This window comes from Hymenobacter negativus, from assembly GCF_017571495.1.
In the GTDB taxonomy this organism is placed as follows: Bacteria; Bacteroidota; Bacteroidia; order Cytophagales; family Hymenobacteraceae; genus Hymenobacter; species Hymenobacter negativus.
Window position 1 is genome coordinate 167,172 of sequence record NZ_JAGETZ010000004.1, and the last position, 20,457, is coordinate 187,628.

Genomic DNA, 20,457 nt, shown 5'->3' on the forward strand with positions numbered 1-20,457 from the left:
GCTGAGCCGTTGCGGTAACAACCGCCGGCTAATAAAACCGTTCCCGGCCACGCTCCCAGAATTTGAGCACGATGAAGCCAATGAGCAGGCCGCCGAGGTGGGCGAAGTGGGCCACATTGTCGCCGGGCGTGCGGTGGACGCCATTGTAAAGCTCATACATAGCGTAGAAAAACACGAAGTACTTAGCCTTGATAGGAAACGGAAAAAACAGGAGCATGAGCTCGGTATTCGGAAATAAATAGGCGAAGGCGAAGAGAATACCAAACAAAGCGCCTGAAGCGCCCAACATGCCACCGCCCCGCGAATTAATGGTCTCGCTGACAGCGGCATCTACCGACGTAATTGCCGAATTTATGTATTCCTGGTTTTGCGGATTGCGCTCCATAGCTCCAGCCAGGCTTTCGTAGCCAGTCGCATCGGGGAAATAAGAATGGAAGAAGTTGGCAAAGTCGCCGCCGGTCGGCGACTGGTGAAACTCCTGCCGCGCCTGTTCCATATTGTGCAGCTCGTAGCCTCGCACGCCTTCGTAAAGTAGGCCCGCACCCACCCCACAAATCAACCAGAAAGTGAGAAAGCGTGACGCCCCCCAGCGCTGCTCCAACATCGGCCCAAAGGATATCAGACCGAACATATTGGAAATAAGATGCCCCCAGCCGGCATGCAGAAACATATAAGTGAAGAACTGCCAGGGGAAAAAGTAGGGCGAGCCAATTGGGTATAGGCTACCTATTTGCGTGAGCAGCGGCAGGACACTGTTTTGGGCGACTAGAAAAAGAACATTCGCAATAAGCAGGTTGCGAACCGTAGGGGTGAGATTGAACATGAAGCGAAATTAGATGCCACGCGGCCGGGCATTACTTACGGAAGAAATCGGCCAGCTGCTGACCATCCAGCAGGACGAGGGTTTTGCGGCCGTCGGGCGTGTAGCCAGGGGTTTGGCAAGCGAAAAGGCGGTCGGCGAGGGCGTTGAGCTCGGTTTCGGGCAAGCGGGTTCCGGCGGTACTGGCCGCCACGCGGCGGGCCAGGGCACGGGCCAGGCTCTCGCTCTGGTCGAGCTTAAGCGGGCCCGCCGTGTTGCGGAACTGCTCGATGAGGCTTTCCAACAGGTCCTTCTCATCCTGCGGTGGCATGCCGGCCGGAATGGCCTCCACGGCAATGGTACTGGGACCGAACTCGTTGAAAATGAAGCCCAGCGCGTGCAGCGGTTCGGTCAGTTCGCGCAGCACGGCAAAATCAGCGGGCGTGAACGTGACGGTGCGCGGAAACAGCAGCGTTTGCGAGGTCCCCACGGCGCGGCCCAGTTCCTGCCGGTACTGTTCGTAAAGAATGCGCTCGCGGGCTGCTTCCTGGTCAATCAGCAGCACGCCCGACTTCACAGGCACCAGCACGTAGCGCTGCTGCACCTGCAACGCACGGCTCCCACTACCGCCTTCACGGGCTGGCGCGGGCCGGCTGGTGGCCGTTTCGGTCACAGTGAGGCCCAGAGACAATTCAGCAGGAGTAGCAGCTTCGGGCGTGGCATTATTAAGTGCTAACGACTCTTTCGGCGCAGAAGGCACAGCCGTTTCGAAACTACGGACCGTGACGGAATCAACGCCCGAGTTCTCGCGCACGGGCTGACCCAGCTCGCGGTAAAAGGCTTCCAGCTCGCGGCGGGCCTGCTCGGTGGGGCGGGACGGGGCTTGGCGCTCAAAACCGTCGCGGCGGGTATCAGAATTGAAATTGGCGAAGCCGGACGGGCCAGCAGGCGGACGCGTGGCCGCTGAAGCAGCGGCATCCGCCAAGGCATCGGGCCGGTAGCCGTCGGAGCTAGCGGCCCGGGCCAGGGGAGTTACCACGGGCAGGTTTTCCTCGGTTTCGGCACCAGGCTTGCCACCTCGTAGCGGGCGAATAGGCGCAAAATTTACGTCGCCATCGAAATCCAGCGATGGCGCAATATTGTGGATACCCAGGCTTTGTTTCACAGCGGCGCGCACCACGGCATAGACGGTTTTCTCGTCTTCGAACTTTATTTCCGTCTTGGTGGGGTGCACGTTGATGTCGATGGTTTTGGGGTCGAGCTCCAAAAACAGGACGTAGAATGGATGCGTATCGCGGGCCAGCAAGCCTTCGTAAGCAGCTAGCACGGCGTGGTTGAGGTAGGCTGAGCGAATGAAACGGTTGTTGACGAAGAAAAACTGGTCGCCCCGGCTCTTCTTTGACGACTCTGGTTTGCCCACGAAGCCGCGCACCGAGATGGAATGCGTTACTTCCTCACAGGCAGCCAGCTGTTCTTTATAGCCATTGCCTAGCAGCGCGACAATACGCTGGCTCAGCTTGCCGGCCGGCAGTCCAAATACCTCCAGGTCATTCTGATACAGTGAAAAGGCAATCTGCGGATTAGCCAGCGCCACGTGTTGAAACTCATCAAGAATGTGCCGCATTTCCACGGCGTTGCTTTTGAGGAAGTTGCGCCGGGCGGGGACGTTGAAGAAGAGGTTTTTGACTGCAATGCTGGTACCATCGGGGCAGGCTGTGGGCTGCTGGCTGGTGATTTGGGAGCCTTCTACCAATAGCAGCGTGCCGGTGTCGTGCTCGCGCTGCTTAGTCCGAATTTCGACCTGCGCCACGGCCGCAATGCTAGCCAGAGCCTCGCCCCGGAAGCCGAGAGTTCGGATGCGAAATAAGTCTTCGGTTGAGCGGATTTTGCTGGTGGCGTGGCGCTCCAGGCTCATCCGGGCATCGGTGGGCGACATGCCAGCGCCGTTGTCCACCACTTTCACCAGCTGCTTGCCGGCCTCTTTCACAATGAGTTGAACCTGAGTTGCGCCGGCATCGACGGCGTTTTCCAGTAGCTCCTTCACCACGGAGGCAGGACGCTGGACCACCTCACCAGCCGCAATCTGGTTGGCGAGGTATTCGGGAAGCAGGTGAATAATGTCAGGCATAGAATGTAGCGCACGCGTCAGCTTACGCCGAGGAAACTTGAAAGGCTAACCAGCACGGATACAAGTCAAACCGTGCTCAACAATAACCAAAACTTAGGCACGTTGTAAACCCGCGAAGGGGTTTTGTACGTACCTTTGCGGCTAAATTGGTGTTTTTTAAGTGGTCAGTATCGGGTAATTAGTCGTTGGAAAAAGAAGTTCTTATCCAATGGCCGACTACCTTCTATTGATTACGTTGTTATCATCAGTGGAACCTCCAAACCCAGCCGGTGGGTTCCGCTGCTACCCACGACAAAAGTACGGCCCCCGCGGCCCGTTTGCCCATTGAACCAACCCACCAACCCCAAGGGGCTGATGCGCATCCCTTTCCTGCTAAGCACGGCGGCTCTGCTGCTGGCGGCGGGTCTGCTGTTGTCGTTTTCGGAAATCAAACAGCTACCCGCCGACCCCCTGCCGTCCTCGCCAAAGGAAATGGCCTGGGTCGACAGCGTATTCAACTCGCTCACGCCGGAGCAGCGCCTGGGCCAATTTTTCATGGTGGCCGCCTATTCTAACAAGGACCGCAGCCACGTGGAGCGCATCGAGCGTCTGGTGCGCAATCAGGGCATTGGTGGCGTGATGTTCATGCAAGGCGGCCCTAAGCGCCAGGCCCTGATGGCTAACCGCCTGCAAGCCGCCGCCAAGGTGCCGCTGCTCATGGCCATGGATGCCGAATGGGGCCTCGACATGCGTCTTGATTCCTCGGCTCACTTCGCCAAGCAGATGACGCTGGGCGCCATGGACGACCCCAAATACGTGTACCAGATGGGCCAGGACATTGCCCGCAAAATGCGGGCGCTGGGCGTGCACATCGACTTCGCGCCGGTGCTCGACGTAAACTCTAACCCCGGCAACCCCGTGATTGGCAACCGCTCATTTGGCGAAGACCAAAACCGGGTAGCTGCGCTGGGTGTGCACTACCTCAAGGGCTTGCAGGACAACAAGGTGATGGCAGTAGCCAAGCATTTTCCTGGCCACGGCGACACCGACACTGACTCGCACGTAGCCCTGCCAGTCATCAACACCGACCTTTCGCGGCTCACGAAAGTAGATTTGGTGCCGTTCCAGCAGTCGTTTGAGAGTGGCATAATGGGTGTGATGGTGGCTCACCTCTACATGCCGCTTTTCGATACCACCAATGCCAAAACCACCACCCTTTCGCACGCGCTGGTAACGGACTTACTGAAGGACAAAATGGGCTTTAAAGGCTTGGTATTCACCGATGCGCTGAACATGCGCAGCGTGAGCAAGCTGTATAAGGACGGTGAGCTGGACGCCATGGCCCTGGCCGCTGGCAACGACGTGTTGCTGTTCTCAGAAGATGTACCATCAGCTTTGCTGCGCATTCGCGAGGCGGTAGCGGCGGGCACGCTCAAGCAGGAAGATTTGGACCTGCGCGTGAAGAAGATTTTGCGGGCCAAATACTGGGCCGGGCTCGATAAGTACCGCCCCGTGAACCTGGTTACGCTGCGCGACAGCCTGAACCAGCCTAAGTCGAAGGTGCTGGCGCAGGAGATTTTTGAGCACGCCGTGACCGTCGTGAAAAACGACGATAATCTCCTCCCCTTCCAGCGGCTTGATACGCTACGCATTGCCGCCATCACCATTGGCACGCAGGCCGAGGGACCGTACGCCACCATTTTCAACAAGTACCAGCCCGGCCCGGTGTACGCCGTGCCCGACCGCTATGCGCCGGATAGTACGTTTGCCCGCATCAGCAGCCGCCTGAGTGGCTATAATGTGGTGGTGGTGAGCCTGCATCAGATGAATAACACCCCCAGCCACAGCTACGGCATCGGCGACGGGGCGCTGAAATTCATCAAGCAGTTGGAGGCGAACAAGAGCTTCAAAACAGTGGTAGTGGCCATGGGCAACGCTTACTCGCTGAAGTTTCTGGAGGATGCCCGCACGCTGGTATGCGGCTACGAAGACCATTATGCTGCACAACTGGTGATACCGCAGGTACTGTTTGGGGCGCTGCCGGCGCGGGGCAAGCTCCCGGTCACAGTATCGCCCACGCTTAAAACTGCCACGGGCATTGCTACCCCCGACCTGCATCGCCTGCGCTACGCCGCGCCCGAAAGCCAAGGGTTGAGCTCGCGGGTACTGGCTCAGATAGACAACATTGCGCTCGAAAGCCAGACCTATGCTGCCGCCCCCGGCTGCCAGGTATTGGTAGCTAAAAATGGTACGGTAGTATTCGACCAAAGCTACGGCTACTGCACCTACGACCAGAGCCAACCCGTGACCAGCAGTACTTTGTACGACTTGGCCTCGGTAACGAAAGTGGCCGGCACCCTGCAGGCCGTGATGTACCTCAAGGACCAGGGCAAACTCAATATTGAAGACAAAGTATCGACTTATCTGCCTGAGCTGGCCCGCACAAATAAGCGCGACATGACCGTGCGCGACGTGCTGCTGCACCAGGCAGGCCTCAAACCAGGCATCCCAACCTGGGAGCGCACCCTGCGCGATGGTCAGCTTAAGCCAACCTTTTATGCCAGCACCCGCTCCGACAACTTTCCCAATGAAGTAGCGCCCGGCGAGTACAGCACCAAAGCCGCCGACGACTCCGTATGGGCCTGGACGATGCGGTCCAGTCTGTTGCCCAAAATCAAAGGCAAGTACCCTACTGAATATTCCGACCTCAGCTTTATTGTGATGAAGCGGGTGTGCGAGAAGATTCTCAAGCAGCCAATTGAGAATTTTCTAGAAGCGAATTTCTATAGCCCCCTCGGTTTGGGTAGCATGACCTACAACCCTTTGCAGCGCTTCCCTAAAAGCTGCATAGCACCCACCGAAAACGATACCTACTACCGCCGCGAGCAGTTGCAAGGCACCGTGCACGACCAGACTGCGGCCTTGGTAGGCGGTGTGGGTGGACACGCTGGCCTTTTTGCCACTGCCAATGACCTGGCAGTGTTGATGCAGATGAACCTGCAAAACGGTAACTACGGCGGCACCCGCTACTTCCAAACGCCGGTTGTTACGGAATTTGCCCGGCCTCAGATGACTGGAGGGCGGCGCGGCTTGGGATGGGACCACGGCGACCCCAGCAAGCCCGAAGGTCCCACCAGCAACTTGTCGCCAGCCAGTACCTTCGGCCACACCGGCTTTACCGGAACCTGCGTGTGGATGGACCCGGACAACCAGATTCTCTACGTGTTTCTCTCCAACCGCGTGTACCCTGATGCGGGCAACAACAAGCTGCGCCAGTATAATATCCGTACCCGCATCCATGAAGTGATTTACAAGTCGCTGGCGGCCGAGAATGCTAAGAAGCTGGCTTCGGCTAACGCAGCACAGAAGTAAGAAGTAGCGAAAAGGCCACGAGCATTAAAATCGTGGCCTTTTTCTATATTCACAAAGTCAAGGCTTTCGCTTTTTAGTTCTGTACCCGGTCGAAGTTGAACATCCAGCTTTTGCCGTACCGGTCAGTCAGCATGCCAAACTTGGCACCCCAAAACTGGTAGGCTAACGGCATTGTCACGTTTCCGCCCTCCCCCAATCTGGCAAATAGCTGTTCAATTTCTTCCTCGCTCTGACAATTGAGCGAGAGGTGGGTACCGGTGCCGTCCTGTACTGGCTGAAAGGGGTCGTCGGATGCCATTAACAGCAAGTCTCCGGTTTGCAAAATGGCGTGCATAACACTGTCTTTTGCAGCATCGGGCACCTGCTCAGCAGCAGGAGTACCCGTGAAGGGCATAATGGACAGCTCACCGCCCAGGCATTCCTGATAAAAGGTCATGGCTTCGCGAGCGTTGCCGGGGAAGTTGAGGTAGGGAACAAGTTGGGGCATGATAATGAAAGATTAAAGGTGGCAAATTCTGCTCTCGTTCTGCCAATCGGGTTAGCTACGTCCTATTGGCGGCTTGAACAGGAGCAAGACAAAGGTATTATTTGGCCCATTATTTTAGCAATTTTTTTGCTAAAATTTTTAACATATAATTTCTTTAGTTCCCATTTGGGTCGGGTATGCCTGCGCTACCGCCAACATCCCGGCCCGAATTCGGTTAGGCAGAACGCGCAGCTTATTCTTGCGTTTGCTCCTCTATGAACATTGGTATCGTTTGTTACCCCACTTTTGGCGGCTCCGGCGTGGTGGCCACGGAACTAGGCAAGGCCCTGGCCCAGCGCGGGCACCGCGTGCATTTCATCACTTATAGCCAGCCGGTGCGGCTCGACTTTTTCAACGAGAACCTTTTCTACCACGAGGTATATGTGCCGGCATACCCCTTGTTCCAGTTTCCGCCCTACGAGCTGGCACTGACTAGCAAAATGGTCGACATCGTGCAGAATGAAAAGCTCGATGTGTTGCATGTGCACTACGCCATTCCACACGCCTCGGCGGCTTACATGGCCAAGCAGATTCTGCGCTCGCGCGGCATCCACATTCCAGTAGTCACAACTTTGCACGGCACCGATATTACGCTGGTGGGCAAGGACTCTAGCTTCGAGCCGGTAGTCACGTTCAGCATCAACCAGAGCGACGGCGTGACCTCTGTTTCCGATGACCTGAAGCGCGAAACCTACGAATATTTCGCCGTAGAAAAGGACATTACCGTCATTCCCAACTTCATCGACCTGCACCGCTTCAAGAAGCAGGAAAAAAGTCATTTCCGCGCCGCCATTGCGCCGGAAGGCGAAAAGTTGCTCATCCACACCAGCAACTTCCGCACGGTGAAGCGGGTGGAAGACGTACTGCGCATTTTTGTGGGGGTACGAGAAAAAATTCCGGCCAAGCTGCTGCTCGTGGGCGACGGCCCCGACCGTAACCGCATGGAAAAGCTGGCCCGCGACCTCGACGTGCACCGCGACCTGCGTTTCCTTGGCAAGCTGGAAGCCGTGGAAGAAGTGCTCAGCGTGGGCGACCTGTTCCTGATGCCCTCAGAAAACGAGAGCTTCGGCCTCGCTGCTCTCGAAGCCATGGCCTGCGAAGTGCCCGTAGTGAGCACCAACGCCGGCGGCATCCCCGAACTGAATGTGCACGGTGTGACGGGCATGATTAGCGACATCGGCGACGTGGCCGACATGGTCAAAAATGCCCTCTACGTGCTGGAAGACGAGAATCTGCCACGCTTCAAGGCGGCGGCTCTCGCCCGCGCCAAGGAATTTGCGGTGGAAAATATTGTGCCGCGCTACGAAGAATGCTACCGCAATGCCATTGAGGCAGTGAGCGCAGCGGTATAAGCAGGCGAAGGTTTATTGTGGGTTAGTTGGGATTGCAGTTCGAAACCCAACTAGCCCGGCAATGCTAAAGGTTAGTACCAGTCCTAGTATGGTAGCTTGGAACTCATCCATATAAGGGTCGAGTACTCCGCTCAGGTACACGACCAAACCGATGGTCCAGCTGGCGAGGGTAATGGCGAAAATGCGGCCTACACGCGGCCGCATTTGGCGGCGCAACAGCTTTACAACTGCGTAAACTATTGCCGTAACCACAACTGCAAGGCCCACCGTGTAGACCAATATTAAGCCGAATATTACCGTGAGCGACGGAAAAAAACCTCCCTCGGCATATACAGGCAGGGTTGTGCTACATGCGAGCACACTTAATAAAAGGCGCTTCCAATTAGCCTTCGAAACCCTACTTCTCACCTGTTCAATCCTAGAACAGCCCAATGGCCTCGTTCTTTACCACGGCCAGGGCTTGGGCGGTGGGCTCGGCACCGTCCATCATCAGGCCTTCGAGGATGCGCTTGGCGAGTTCAGTACCCCGGGCCTGGGCAGGGTTTTGGATACCGTGGTAGGCGCGGTTTACCATCGTCAGCACGTTTTCCTTGGACTCCTTCACCAAGGTCCAGGCATCGGCCGATATGTAAAGCTGCTGCGAGAGGTTGTGCTCATACTCGGCCCGGATTTCCTGCTGGAGCAAGCGGTGAAACTCTGGCGCTGTGGAGCCAGCGCTGCTCAGACGCACGAGGATGTTGTTGGGTGAAATACGCTCCAGAAACAGCACGACCCGCTCGTAGGCCTGCAGGCGCAGCGGCAGCGTGGTTTTATTGCTTTCGAGGCGCAATTCAATGAGGCGGCGCTGTTGCTCCCGTTCCAAAAACTCTTTAAAAAGAAAATAGATGGCCCCGGCCACAATGAGAGCGGGCAGAATAATCTTGAGCAGGTCGAAGAAATAGGTAGTTGAATCCATTGTAAGGTAATTTGTTTTTGGAACGTCATGCGGCACGCAGTAAGCCAGTTTACCACATAAGGCAATCCAATCAGTTACATATGCTACGGCAACCAAGATGCTTCGCTACGCGCTGCATGACGTTTGCGTTGGCCACGGGGCCAACTGCACAAGGCGCAAACTTACGCCGTGAACCGCCGGGCCCCAACTACTGTTTATGCACCGATGCTGCCCTAACGGCGACTCCGGCTGCGGCCGTATCTTTGTTATCCACCTCTAGCTAAATCAACTTTCACTATGGCTGCTGTTGCCACCCTCGCCCCCATTAGCCTCACCGACCGCGCCGTGGTTGAGGTGAAAAATATCATCCAGGAGAAGAACGTACCCGATGATTACGGGCTGCGCATTGGCGTGCAGGGCGGCGGCTGCTCGGGCATGAGCTACTTGCTCGGCTTCGACAAAGCCAAAGACGCCGACGAAACCTACGACCTCGACGGCCTGAAGCTCATCATGGATAAGAAGCACGCCATGTATGTGCTGGGCATGGAAGTAGACTTCCAGGATGGACTCAACGCCCGCGGTTTTGTGTTCAACAACCCCCAAGCCAAAAGCACCTGCGGCTGCGGCTCGTCATTCTCAGCATAGTCCCGGTTATTCATCGATGAATGAAGCCCTGGCCCACCGGCCGGGGCTTTTTCGTTTACTTTAGCACCATTCCTTGTATCCAAATCCCGGATTGATGCGCTTGTACCTTTTGCTCGTGCTGTTGCTTGCCAGCCTCACGGCCGGGGCGCAGAAATTCACTCCGACCGAGCTGGCACGCTGGCAGCAGCAGGCCCGGCAGGTGCGCATCGTGCGCGACACATACGGCGTGCCCCACATTTACGGCCCAACCGATGCCGACGTGGTTTTTGGCCTGCTCTACGCTCAGTGTGAGGACGATTTTGCCCGCGTCGAGGCCAACTACCTTGACGCCATCGGCCGACTGGCAGAGGTTGATGGCGAAGCGGCGCTGTACCACGACCTGCGGGCGCGCCTGTTTCTGGACAGCACACAGGCCATCCTCATCTACCAGAAGTGCCCGGCAGACATGAAAAAGCTGCTCGATGCCTTTGCCGCCGGCACCAATTACTACCTGGCCACGCACCCCACCATCAGGCCCCAGCTGCTACACCGGTTCCAGCCTTGGATGCCGCTGATGTTTAGCGAAGGCAGCATTGGCGGCAATATCAGCGTGGTATCGCTGGAGCGGCTGAAGGCATTTTATAGCCTGAAGAAATCCAGCTCATGGATTGATACCGACATTGAGAAGGCCGACCGGGAACCGGTTGGCTCCAATGGTTTTGCTATTGCACCGGGCCGTAGCGCCAGCGGCCACGCGTTGCTGCTCATCAATCCACACACCTCGTTCTACTTCCGGTCGGAGGTCCAGATGGTCAGCGAGCAGGGGCTAAATGCCTATGGCGCTGTTACCTGGGGGCAGTTTTTTGTCTACCAGGGTTTTAATGAGCACTGCGGCTGGATGCACACGTCCAGCCAAGCCGATTCGATGGATGAATATCTCGAAACAGTAGAGGAAAAGGACGGACGCTTTTTCTACAGGTACGGCACCAAGCAGCGAGCCGTGCAGGCCCAAAGAATATCGTTGCCCTACAAGAGCGGCAACCAAATGCTGCATAAGGAATTCACCATTTACCGCACCCACCACGGTCCCATCGTCGGGCAAAAATCGGACAGGCAATGGGTAGCGGTGCGCATGATGAACGAGCCGCTGGCCGCCTTGCAGCAGTCGTACCTACGCACCAAGGCCACAGATTACGCCAGCTTTCAGCAGGTGATGAAGCTGAATGGCAACGCCTCCAACAACACCGTTTTTGCCGATGCCAAGGGCAGTATTGCCTACTGGCACGGCAACTTCATGCCAAAACGCGACTTAAAGTTCGACTGGAGCCAGCCGGTAGATGGCAGCAACCCGGCCACCGAGTGGCAGGGCTTCCATGCGGTGAGCGACTTGGTGCAGGTGCACAACCCGGCCAGCGGCTTTATCCAGAACTGCAACTCGACGCCTTTCACGGTGGCAGGCCCCAGCAGCCCGCCACCGGCCAGATATCCCACCTATATGGCCCCCGATGCCGAAAACTATCGGGGCCTCAATGCAGTGCGCGTGCTCAGCAACAAGACAAAATTCACCCTCGACACCCTGATTTCGGCCGCCAACGACCCACACTTATCGGCGTTTAACGAGATGCTGCCGCCCTTGCTGAGCAGCTATGAAATCGAGTACGACACCGCAGCCGTCCGGCCATCGGCAGCGGTGGGGGAAGCCATCGGTATTCTGCGGACCTGGGACAGAAACTACCGCGTTTCTTCGGTGGCTCAAACCGTGGCCATTTACTGGGCCGAACGCCTGCTAACGAGGGCGCGGGCCCGTATTCCGGCGGCTCAGCCCCAATTGGATTACATCAGCTTCACCAAATTTGCCCTTACTAATACTGGCTCACAAGAAAAAGTAGCCGCTTTAGCTGAAGCAATTGATGACCTCACCCGCGACTTTGGCACCTGGAAAGTGGCCTGGGGCGACATCAACCGCTACCAGCGCCTCACCGGCCGCATTGAAGAGCATTACGATGACCAGCAGCCCAGCCAACCGGTAGCATTCACCTCCTCGAAATGGGGCTCACTGGCCGCTTTCGGAGCACAAGCTTTTGCCGGCACTAAAAAGCGCTACGGCACCGTGGGCAACAGCTTCGTGGCCGTGGTGGAGTTTGGCCCGCGTGTTACGGCGCGCTCGGTCGTTACGGGCGGGCAGGACAGCCGCCCCGGCACCCCGCACTTCACCGACCAAGCCAGCCTATATTGCACCGGCCACTTTAAAGCGGTGCGATTTTACCCGGAAGACGTAAAGGCAAACGCCGAAAAAACGTATCACCCCGGCGAGTAAGCACTCTCGGTCAGGCTGCGCTCAACAGATAGTTATTTGTAACCGCTCCAATTATCCAACCCAACCACTCATGGACGTTAAATATCTTTCGGACGACAAAGGCAAAATCACTGGCGTTTTTATTGCCATTGAGGAATGGGAGCGGCTGCAAAAGCAGTACGGCATCAAGGAAGAGGCTCTGGCTGATTCGGGAGCGAAGCTCCAGCAGTCGCTGGCCGAGGCGCTGAAAAAAGTAAAGCCGGAGTAGCTGCCGGCTACTGCGCGGCAGTGGCCAGCAGCCCGAAAATGCCCTTCACATTAAGCCGGGCAAACTTGCGTACCCGCTCAAAGCGGGCACTGGTTTCTTCCAGTTCATCGTCTTTGGGCAGTGGTTTGGGGACTTCGGTGTGCAGGCGCTCGAAAATGGAAGCAGCAATGTCCATGTAGCCGAGAAGCAGCAGGTATAGCTGTTTCTTTTCCGCATCAGCATAGCCCTTGGTTCTGATGGCCTTGTTCAAAGTGTCGAGTTGATTGGTTTCGTCGGTAAATAAATCGCGCAGCGCGCGCCGACGCTGCCAGTACAAGTCCAGCTGCTCGGGGCTGGCGGAGGAAGCAGCAAACGGGAATGCTTCGGCAAATGCGATGGCTTGGGCAAAAGCCGTTTCGGCTTCGTAGACTGTAGTCAGGTGCTTTTGCAGGCTTACCCATAAGCCGGTGCGGGCTTTGTCGAAGGCAGTGGCAGTGGCAGCAGCAGAATCGGGACTGTTCATAGATGGCGGAGCAACTGAGTTTGGGAGCATGGGAACGAGCGCAAATTACCGCCCAAAATCGTCCTGCACACGCACGATGTCGTCTTCGTCCGAAGGGTTATCGGCATCGGTATGCTGCCAGATTTCGGCCAGCACGCCCCACTCCTTGAGTCCTACCAAGCGGTGGCGCTCGCCTTGCCGAAGAATGATGCGCTCGCCCACCTGGTAGCTTTTTACTTCGCCCTGCTCGTCGGTTTCGCTGGTGGCTACCCCTACGGGGCCCTGCACCACCTGCCATATCTCGGCCCGGCGGTGATGGTATTGCCAGCTCAGGCGCTGGTGCGGTGCTACCAGCAGCACCTTGGGGCTCAGCCGACCCGCAATTCGCAGTCCTTCAACAGACAGACCGTCGAAATAAGTATTGGCAAATTGCTGTGCCTGACTTTCATCAATCACAAAAAAACCGCCCCAGGGCCGCGTGGGGTCTTCCTTTGCGATGGTGAATCCCTGCTGCTGGAGCGTCGCGGCTACTTGTTGAAACAGGGCACGTTTAAGCGGGTCAGAAGTAGGCATGCAATTTTTTATTCGTATTTAACAAAGCCCAAATCTAGCAGGAATCTCCTCTCGCCTCTTTATTCTTCCACATCGGCACCAGAAAAATAATCTGGTCTGTTTGTAGGCATCCAGCCCGTCAGGCTCATCTCAAACCGTACTTCGCCGCTTTTGGTCCGGCCGGTTTCCTGCCAGCCAGCGTGGCGGTAAAACCCTTCGGCGCGAGTGCCGGGTGCCGTACTCAACCATACGGGCTCAGTGGTTTGGGCAAAATACCAGGCCAACATCGCATCGTGCAGGGCGCGGCCGATTCCCCGGCAGTCATATTCGGGGTGCACGAACAGTGCCCAGATGCTGTGGTCCTGCAAGTCAGCGATGGCGAAGCCTGCCATACGGCCATTCTCTTCGGCTACCCAGCCCTGACCGCGGCGCGTGAGGTAGTCCACGTAATCATCATAGGTAACCAACGCCGGGTTGTTGAGCACGTTTTCCCGAACAGCGAGTCGAATCTCTGTCATCAGCGGAATGTCGGCAATTTGCGCTTTTCTGATTAGCATGTCTGATAAGCAGTTACATTAACTAAAAGTACGGGATATGCCATTACCAGAGTGGCGCTAGCTACTAGCCGAAATCATAGGGATAACCGATGACTTGCAGGTCTTCCGCCAGTTGTGGCCAGTCTTCCAACTCATCCACAATGGCCAGCACCAACTCTTTGGTCAGGGTTTCGCCCCGGTAAACCTGCGCTACGGCGGTCGCGTTAATGGGCGACCGGTCGGTATCTTCGCCGTAGTATTCGTCGGCCCACTCCGCGTAGGTTTCGGGGTTGCCATCGAAGATGTAGAGTAGCTCTTCCGAGCCGTCGTCTTCATTCGCTACCACACCAGTTTGCCAGCCGTGTGCGGCCGTGTACCACAGGCAAAATGTGGTCCCAATAGAATTGACGGGCTCGCCAAAGACGAAATCGTCGAAATACGCGGGGAGCCCGCGGGTGATTTTCGCTTTGTCAGGCTGGTCGTACTCGTGCAGAAAGCCGTTTATTACGCAGCCCTCGGCACGAAATAAAATCAACATTTCATCGCCTTCGCCATCACGCATGGTCAGGACTTCTTCTCCTTCGGCCCAGTCGGCGCTGTAGGAATAGTAGCGGTATTCCCAGTCCTGCGAATTAATAGCATCGAGCACGGCCAGGGCCTTGCAGAGGCTTTTCAAAGAAGCTGCATCGGGCAGCGCGCTGTAATCCTGAGTGGAAATCATGGTTGAGCGGGATTGGGCTTTATTCTGGCTTTGCTACGGATAATACTCCACGTCGATGGCCAATCAGAAGGTCAACAGCTGTCCCTGTTCCGGAAATATAAGCTTCAACTGCAATGCGTTGGCTTCGACCAACTGCTTCTTGATGGCTGCCTCGTTTCCCTCGGATGGCTTGATGTGGGTGATAACGACCGGGAGCCCACGCAAGGCCGGAGCCCCGGTCAGTTGGGCAAGTGCAGCCATTTCCTGCATCATCAGCGCTGGGGTTAAGTGCCCAAAGAGTTGTTGCGTGGGCTGCGAGTTGGCGTACGACGTCTCGATAAAAATGGCTTTGAGCTGGCCACGCCGCACCAGCGGCTGCAGGGCCTGCCAGAGGCTGCGCAGGTTGTGGGTTTTCTCAATCTCGTCGGCGCCGGTGTCGCCCAAATACAGCAAATAGCTGTCCTGGCTACGCACCAGAAAGGCCGCGCTTTGCATGGGGCTTCCGTGACTAAGCACGAAGGCTTGCACACTCAGGCGGGTATTTTCGATTGGGCTCACCTGCTGGGGCACCAGGGCTTGCAGCTGGTATTTGCGCAACGCGGGCGGGTTGCCAGCGTTCCCAAAGTTGGGCCAGGCCTGCCAGTTGAAATAGTCGTTTTGAATGGTGGCCAGGCACTCCGACAGACCATAAATGTGCTTGGGAGCATCGTCGGGCGCGTTGAGCAACAAGCCAGCGACGTGGTCGAGGTGCGCGTGCGAAATGCAATAAGCTTTGATGTAGCGCTTGAGTACCTCATCGGCCGGTACCGGAAATACCTGGTTCACTACGGCTTTCTCAATACCCACGCGTAGGCTGCCCGCGTCCAGGCACACATAGTCGGTGCTGCCCGCCGCGGCCACCAGATAAGCCGAAAGGTTGCCCTCTGCCAAGCCGCCTTTCACCCCCAGCGGCACCACCGCGAATGCCGCCCCAGCCGGCAACTGCTGACCGCAGGCACTCAGGGCCGCGCCCCATTGCAACCAGACACCGCACAGCAACAGAAGAATACGCATAGTTTGTGGCTATTTAGAGCATTCTCAATAGGTCTTTCCCGCATCCGCTGGCACCACTACCACAAAATCGGCCACGTTCGCCAGCTCTTTGTCCAGGGTCTGTAACTGCTCCTGCGTCACCACGCTGATGGTTTTGACACGGAGCTTGGGCGCGTACTGGCGCAGGAAGGCCACAATGCCGTCGTGGTTATCAGAGTGGTAGCTGCCGTTGAGATGCAGCATTGTTTGGCCAGGCTGGCGGCTGGCCTGAATGAAATGAGCCATGGTGGCATCTTTCAGCGCCTGGGCCTGGATAATATTTTGGGCACCGCCACCGTGAGCTTTGCTGTCACCGCCAAACATGGCCGCCATGTTCTTATAGCCGGGCAGGTCGTAATCCACTTTCAGGGGCAGCGGAGCCAGCAGGGCACGGTCGGTGGCCGGGATTTTGTCGAGGGCCGTGAGGCTGCGTTGGGCTACTACTTTGGCAAAGGGGCGCGGGGCATTGGTACCGACGATGGGGACGTGGTTTTCGCGGGCGAGCAGCATCAGCGGGCGGTAGTCGGTAGCGTAGTTGGGCCACGGGCGGGCCTGGCGCTCAAAGGCGGTATCGACCAGGGTGCCGGCGGCATATTGGGCCACCAACGGCTGGACATCGCGCTCAAACATTTCCATGCCCAGCACCAGTTGGCCGGGCTTCTTCAGCTTGAGCAGGTCCTTGGCTACTTGCAGCTCCAGCCAGTGGGCTATGGCATCGTTGTGCTGTTCGCCGAAGAGCACTACGTCGGCTTGGACCAGTTCCTGCATCATCTGGTCATAGTCAGCCAACTGGCCGCCGGCGCTAAAGAGACGGTAGGCGGGCCGGTCGCCGGTGAAAGTGAAGCCGGATAGCAGCAGAAAGAGGCTGGCGAGGGAAATAAAGCGCATGGAATTGGAGGCGTTATTACAAAAGAACGTCATGCGGAGCTTGTCGGAGCAGCGCTACTGTGCAGAATAAATCCTTTCGATTGGATTACCCTTCGCAATAGAACTGCTCCGACAAGCTTCGCATGACGTCCAAAGTTCGTCAGGCAAGCGGTGGAATTTATCCTTTATAGAACATCCACTTGCCCAATTCCTTATAAGTTACCTTCTTGCCATACATCAGAATACCCACGCGGTAGATGCGGGCCGCCACCCACACCGTGCCAATGAATCCCAGAATAAGCAGCACGATGGACAGTGCCAGTTGCCACATGGGTACACCAAACGGCAGACGGATAACCATAGCAATGGGCGAGGTAAAGGGAATCATCGACATCCAGAAAGCCACCGGGCCATCGGGGTTGCGCAGAATGACCGACACGCCCACAATGTAGCTTAGGATAAGCGGCATGGTGATGGGCATCATGAACTGCTGGGTGTCGGTCTGGTCATCCACGGCCGCGCCTACGGCACCGAACAGGGCCCCATAGAGTAAGTAGCCCCCTAAGAAGTAGACGATGAAGCCGAACAGAATGGTGCCCAGCGGCAGGTTCGACAAGGTGGAGAAGATGTTGAGGCGGCCAGCCGGATTTGACTGTTGGCCCTGCTTCTCCATGGTTTTGTCGAAGGTGGCCGCGGCGGAGCGCGGCTCGTCGTCGGCAGCGGCGGCACCGGGGGCCGTGGTGGGCGTTGCGGCTACCTCGGTTTTGGGCTTGTCGTCCTTTGTTACCAGAGGTAATACCACCGAACTGATGCCGAACGACAGCAGCCCCCACATCAGAAACTGGGTGAGGCCCACGGCGGCAATGCCCATGATTTTCCCCATCATCAAATCAAACGGCTTCACCGACGACAGCATCACTTCCATGATGCGGCTCGACTTCTCCTCCCCTACCCCGCGCATAATCTGCACGCCGTAGATAAAGATGAACAAGTAGATAGCCAGGGCCAGCGCATACGACATGCCCGAGGTGGCCAGGGCGTTGCTGTCGGCCTCCTTGCCGGTTTCATCCAGGCTGATGGCTTGCAGGTCTACTTTCGAGCGCAGGCGGTCGAGTTGCTCCTGTGAGAGACCCGACTTCTGCATTTTCAGCTCCGAGAAAGCTTTGTTGAGGGCAGTTTCGACGGCGACCTGCTTTTTCAGGCTAATGTTGCCCTTGCCGAAAAACTGCACGCCCGTGGGCTTTTCCACGTCGAGGCCGGCGGGCAGGTACACCAAGCCGTCGTGCTTGGCTTTCTGGAAGCCCTTCTTGGCTTCGGCCAGGGTACCAGTAGCCGTTTCGAAACGCAGTTGCGGAGTGCTTATGAGCCGGCTAGCAATGTTGAGGCCGCTGTCGTCGCGCACCTCCACTACGTCGGTAGTGTCGTTGTCGGAGCTGGCAATTTTGGCAACGAATACCCCGAAGCCAGCCAGCAGCAGCGGCACAGCCAGAGTGAGGACGATGAAGGCTCTTTTGCGAACCCGGGTCAGGTATTCGCGTTGAGCAACGAGTAAAAATTTGGAAGCCATGTTTTTAGCTATTGACTACTAGCTGTTAGCTAATAGCGTTGAGTAAGAAGCGGAGAACGGCCATTAGTTTTACTTTCAGGCCTATTGCAGCAAGGCATTATCTGGCAGCCAATGGCTAGCAGCTAGTAGCCATTGGCTTATAATCAGACGGTTTCTTCTACCAGTGTTTCGGGCATGGTTTCGCTCACGCGCCGGATGAAAATCTCGTTGATGCTTGGGATTTTCTCGCGGAAGGCTTCCACTTCTATGCCTGCAGAGTTAATCAGGTAGCGCAGCAGCTCATTGGGGCGCACGCCTTCATGCAGCTGCACCCGAATATAGAAATGGCCATTTTCGCGCGCTTTCTGCTCCACTACCTCAAAATCGGGATGCGTGACGATGGGCTTGCCTACTCCCTCTACCTCGTAGGTGTTGGTTTTGAACTGATTCCGAATCACTTCAATGGGTCCATCCAGCACCTTGCGCGAGCGGTTGATGAGGGCAATGTTGTCGCACATCTCCTCCACCGATTCCATGCGGTGCGTCGAGAAAATGATGGTAGCGCCCTGCTTGCGCAACTCCAAAATCTCGTCCTTGATGAGGTTAGCGTTAATAGGGTCGAAGCCCGAGAACGGCTCGTCCAGAATAATCAGGCTGGGCTGGTGCAGCACCGTGGCAATGAACTGCACCTTCTGCTGCATGCCCTTGCTGAGGTCTTCCACGTTTTTACCGGCCCACTCCTTAATTTCAAAGCGGTTCAGCCACTGCTTGATGCGCGCTGTTGCATCGGCTTTGGTTAGGCCGCGCAACTGGGCCAGGTAGAGCAGCTGCTCGCCCACTTTCATCTTTTTATAGAGGCCGCGCTCCTCGGGCAGGTAGCCAATTTGGGCAATGTGAGCGGGGTTCAGCTTCTCGCCCCGGAACCGGATTTCGCCTTCATCAGCGCCCGTAATCTGGGTGATGATGCGGATGAGCGAGGTTTTGCCTGCGCCGTTGGGCCCAAGCAGACCAAAAATGCTGCCCTCCGGAATGGCGAGGCTCACGCCGGAAAGGGCGACGTGGTTGGCGTAGGCCTTGCGCACGTCGATGGCTTCGAGAATAGGTTTCACAGAAAGAAGGGTTGGTTGATGGGCTAAATGTAGAGGAACGTAGCGGGGCAAATGTATTGGGACCTTCCCTTAATTGCCAGCCTTTGGGAGCCAAGCGGCTCTAGGGGGCTCCCGAGCGGTGAATCAGTGGGATGAATGGGAATGCGCCTGGCTCAGCCAACCTGGGTTGGCTCCGGCTCGGCCAGCTCAGCCATGCTGGCTTCGAGCCGGTCGAGGTGCTGGCCGTAGAGGCGTTGCAGGTAACGTTTCGTCAGGCTGGCCACGGGCAGATAGAGCAAAGCTGGCACCACCGCCACCAGCAATACCACCAGCAGCGCGAGGCCCGGCCAGGTAGTCAGCCAGACGTGCTTTTTGGTGGTTGAGGCCACCATTAGCACGTTTATAACCCCGGTCACTGGCAGCATAGCCAGCGTGAAGCGGTAATAGAAGCGAATAAGCGCCCGCAGGCCGCTGGCCAGTCGGACAAGATGGGCCCGCAGGTCGCCGGCCGCATCGTCCATGCGGCGCAGCAGGTGCAGCTTGCGGTACAGGTAACCAATGCAAACCAGTCCAATCAGCACCAGCACCCCGCCCAATACCCGTAGCCAGACTGACTGGGCCAGCCCGAACAGGGCCAGTGCCCCCGCCAGCACCCCAAAATTCATGTACAATTCCAGCCGGGCACTACGCCGCAGTCGCTCCACGATGCCGTCGGACTGCTGAGCCAGCAAATGGGTGAGGGCAGCGGCATCGAGCGGGGCCGGGGTATCGGCCGGTGGTTGCCGCCACTGGCGGCGGAGGTCATCGAGTTCCATCAGGCGGCGGGGACTAAAAACGAGCGTAGTTTTTCCTGCACGCGGTGCATTTTCACGCGCACATTGTTTTGGGTAATCCCCAGAATGTCGGCCATTTCCTCATAAGGCCGGTCTTCGAGGTAGAGCAGAATAAAGGCCTTGTCCACGTCCGACAACCGGCCAATGGCTCGGTACAGGGCCGCGCGGTCGTCGGCATCGTAGCCGGTTTCGGGGACCTGGGCCACGGCCAGTGCCTCGGCATCTAGGCCCACCGGGGCGGGCCGGCGGGTGCGTTGGCGCAGGTTGGAAATGGCCACGTTGAGGGCAATGCGGTAGAGCCAGGTGCTGAGCTTGGCGCCCGGCTGGGGTACGTAGCGCGGCCACGCCCGCCACAGTTGCAGCACTATCTCCTGGAATAAGTCCTGGCGGTCGTCGGCATCCTGGCAATAAAGCCGAGCCACGCGCCGCAACAACGGCTGATACTCGTGGAGCACGGCAACAAAATCAGCGGATGGGGTGGCAGCAGCCATTCTTTGTAGTGGTT

Annotated in this window: 19 protein-coding genes; 5 read left to right on the top strand and 14 right to left on the bottom strand. The window is 57.2% G+C overall.

Annotation, left to right across the window (positions count from 1 at the left end; all coding sequences use genetic code 11):
• Nucleotides 1–28: 28 nt before the first annotated feature.
• Both J4E00_RS10505 and mutL read right to left on the bottom strand, forming a co-directional pair.
• On the bottom strand, nucleotides 29–823 hold the full coding sequence (locus J4E00_RS10505; RefSeq protein WP_208175110.1) for a rhomboid family intramembrane serine protease: 795 nt from the start codon (nucleotides 821–823) through the stop codon (nucleotides 29–31).
• Nucleotides 824–854: 31 nt separating this feature from the next.
• The gene (gene mutL / locus J4E00_RS10510; RefSeq protein ID WP_208175111.1) at nucleotides 855–2,927 is read right to left on the bottom strand and encodes a DNA mismatch repair endonuclease MutL; all 2,073 of its coding nucleotides are present in this window, start codon (nucleotides 2,925–2,927) and stop codon (nucleotides 855–857) included.
• A 324-nt stretch (nucleotides 2,928–3,251) separates the two neighbouring features.
• Between mutL and J4E00_RS10515 the strand changes: the two genes are divergently transcribed.
• Complete coding sequence (locus J4E00_RS10515) at nucleotides 3,252–6,278, top strand: glycoside hydrolase family 3 N-terminal domain-containing protein (protein WP_236049696.1); 3,027 nt, start codon at nucleotides 3,252–3,254, stop codon at nucleotides 6,276–6,278.
• 73 nt (nucleotides 6,279–6,351) lie between these two features.
• Here J4E00_RS10515 and J4E00_RS10520 read toward each other — a convergent pair whose 3' ends face one another.
• Nucleotides 6,352–6,765: a VOC family protein gene (locus J4E00_RS10520; protein WP_208175112.1), complete on the bottom strand. Its 414-nt coding sequence runs from the start codon at nucleotides 6,763–6,765 to the stop codon at nucleotides 6,352–6,354.
• A gap of 254 nt (nucleotides 6,766–7,019) precedes the next feature.
• Between J4E00_RS10520 and bshA the strand changes: the two genes are divergently transcribed.
• Complete coding sequence (gene bshA, locus J4E00_RS10525; protein ID WP_208175113.1) at nucleotides 7,020–8,156, top strand: N-acetyl-alpha-D-glucosaminyl L-malate synthase BshA; 1,137 nt, start codon at nucleotides 7,020–7,022, stop codon at nucleotides 8,154–8,156.
• 418 nt (nucleotides 8,157–8,574) lie between these two features.
• Here the strand turns inward: bshA and J4E00_RS10530 are convergent, their stop codons facing one another.
• Nucleotides 8,575–9,111 carry a hypothetical protein gene (locus tag J4E00_RS10530; RefSeq protein WP_208175114.1) on the bottom strand — a complete coding sequence of 179 codons (537 nt, stop codon included), beginning with the start codon at nucleotides 9,109–9,111 and terminating at the stop codon, nucleotides 8,575–8,577.
• A gap of 276 nt (nucleotides 9,112–9,387) precedes the next feature.
• Here J4E00_RS10530 and J4E00_RS10535 point away from each other — a divergent pair, with 276 nt between their 5' ends.
• The 3 genes from J4E00_RS10535 (at nucleotide 9,388) to J4E00_RS10545 (ending at nucleotide 12,278) form a co-directional block, all read left to right on the top strand.
• Complete coding sequence (locus J4E00_RS10535; RefSeq protein ID WP_208175115.1) at nucleotides 9,388–9,735, top strand: HesB/IscA family protein; 348 nt, start codon at nucleotides 9,388–9,390, stop codon at nucleotides 9,733–9,735.
• Nucleotides 9,736–9,829: 94 nt separating this feature from the next.
• Nucleotides 9,830–12,031: a penicillin acylase family protein gene (locus J4E00_RS10540; RefSeq protein WP_208175116.1), complete on the top strand. Its 2,202-nt coding sequence runs from the start codon at nucleotides 9,830–9,832 to the stop codon at nucleotides 12,029–12,031.
• Between the two features lie 70 nt (nucleotides 12,032–12,101).
• Nucleotides 12,102–12,278 (top strand): hypothetical protein, encoded by a 177-nt coding sequence (locus tag J4E00_RS10545; RefSeq protein ID WP_208175117.1) that lies wholly within the window; start codon nucleotides 12,102–12,104, stop codon nucleotides 12,276–12,278.
• A gap of 7 nt (nucleotides 12,279–12,285) precedes the next feature.
• Here J4E00_RS10545 and J4E00_RS10550 read toward each other — a convergent pair whose 3' ends face one another.
• From J4E00_RS10550 to J4E00_RS10595, 10 genes are all read right to left on the bottom strand, one after another.
• On the bottom strand, nucleotides 12,286–12,780 hold the full coding sequence (locus J4E00_RS10550) for a hypothetical protein (RefSeq protein ID WP_208175118.1): 495 nt from the start codon (nucleotides 12,778–12,780) through the stop codon (nucleotides 12,286–12,288).
• A 45-nt stretch (nucleotides 12,781–12,825) separates the two neighbouring features.
• Nucleotides 12,826–13,332 (bottom strand): phosphoheptose isomerase, encoded by a 507-nt coding sequence (locus J4E00_RS10555; protein ID WP_208175119.1) that lies wholly within the window; start codon nucleotides 13,330–13,332, stop codon nucleotides 12,826–12,828.
• A 59-nt stretch (nucleotides 13,333–13,391) separates the two neighbouring features.
• Nucleotides 13,392–13,868 carry a GNAT family N-acetyltransferase gene (locus J4E00_RS10560; protein ID WP_208175120.1) on the bottom strand — a complete coding sequence of 159 codons (477 nt, stop codon included), beginning with the start codon at nucleotides 13,866–13,868 and terminating at the stop codon, nucleotides 13,392–13,394.
• 64 nt (nucleotides 13,869–13,932) lie between these two features.
• Entirely contained in the window at nucleotides 13,933–14,568 is a 636-nt protein-coding gene (locus J4E00_RS10565) for a hypothetical protein (protein ID WP_208175121.1), read from the bottom strand.
• A 63-nt stretch (nucleotides 14,569–14,631) separates the two neighbouring features.
• A complete protein-coding gene (locus tag J4E00_RS10570) occupies nucleotides 14,632–15,600 on the bottom strand; it encodes an MBL fold metallo-hydrolase (RefSeq protein ID WP_208175122.1) in 969 nt (322 codons plus the stop codon).
• A 24-nt stretch (nucleotides 15,601–15,624) separates the two neighbouring features.
• Entirely contained in the window at nucleotides 15,625–16,506 is an 882-nt protein-coding gene (locus tag J4E00_RS10575) for a ChaN family lipoprotein (protein ID WP_208175123.1), read from the bottom strand.
• Nucleotides 16,507–16,663: 157 nt separating this feature from the next.
• The gene (locus tag J4E00_RS10580) at nucleotides 16,664–18,052 is read right to left on the bottom strand and encodes an ABC transporter permease (RefSeq protein ID WP_208175124.1); all 1,389 of its coding nucleotides are present in this window, start codon (nucleotides 18,050–18,052) and stop codon (nucleotides 16,664–16,666) included.
• 143 nt (nucleotides 18,053–18,195) lie between these two features.
• Nucleotides 18,196–19,140 carry an ABC transporter ATP-binding protein gene (locus J4E00_RS10585; RefSeq protein ID WP_208175125.1) on the bottom strand — a complete coding sequence of 315 codons (945 nt, stop codon included), beginning with the start codon at nucleotides 19,138–19,140 and terminating at the stop codon, nucleotides 18,196–18,198.
• Nucleotides 19,141–19,292: 152 nt separating this feature from the next.
• Nucleotides 19,293–19,934 (bottom strand): hypothetical protein, encoded by a 642-nt coding sequence (locus J4E00_RS10590; RefSeq protein WP_208175126.1) that lies wholly within the window; start codon nucleotides 19,932–19,934, stop codon nucleotides 19,293–19,295.
• Nucleotides 19,934–20,443 carry an RNA polymerase sigma factor gene (locus J4E00_RS10595; protein WP_208175127.1) on the bottom strand — a complete coding sequence of 170 codons (510 nt, stop codon included), beginning with the start codon at nucleotides 20,441–20,443 and terminating at the stop codon, nucleotides 19,934–19,936. Before J4E00_RS10595 ends, J4E00_RS10590 begins: the two co-directional genes overlap by 1 nt.
• Nucleotides 20,444–20,457: the final 14 nt, after the last annotated feature.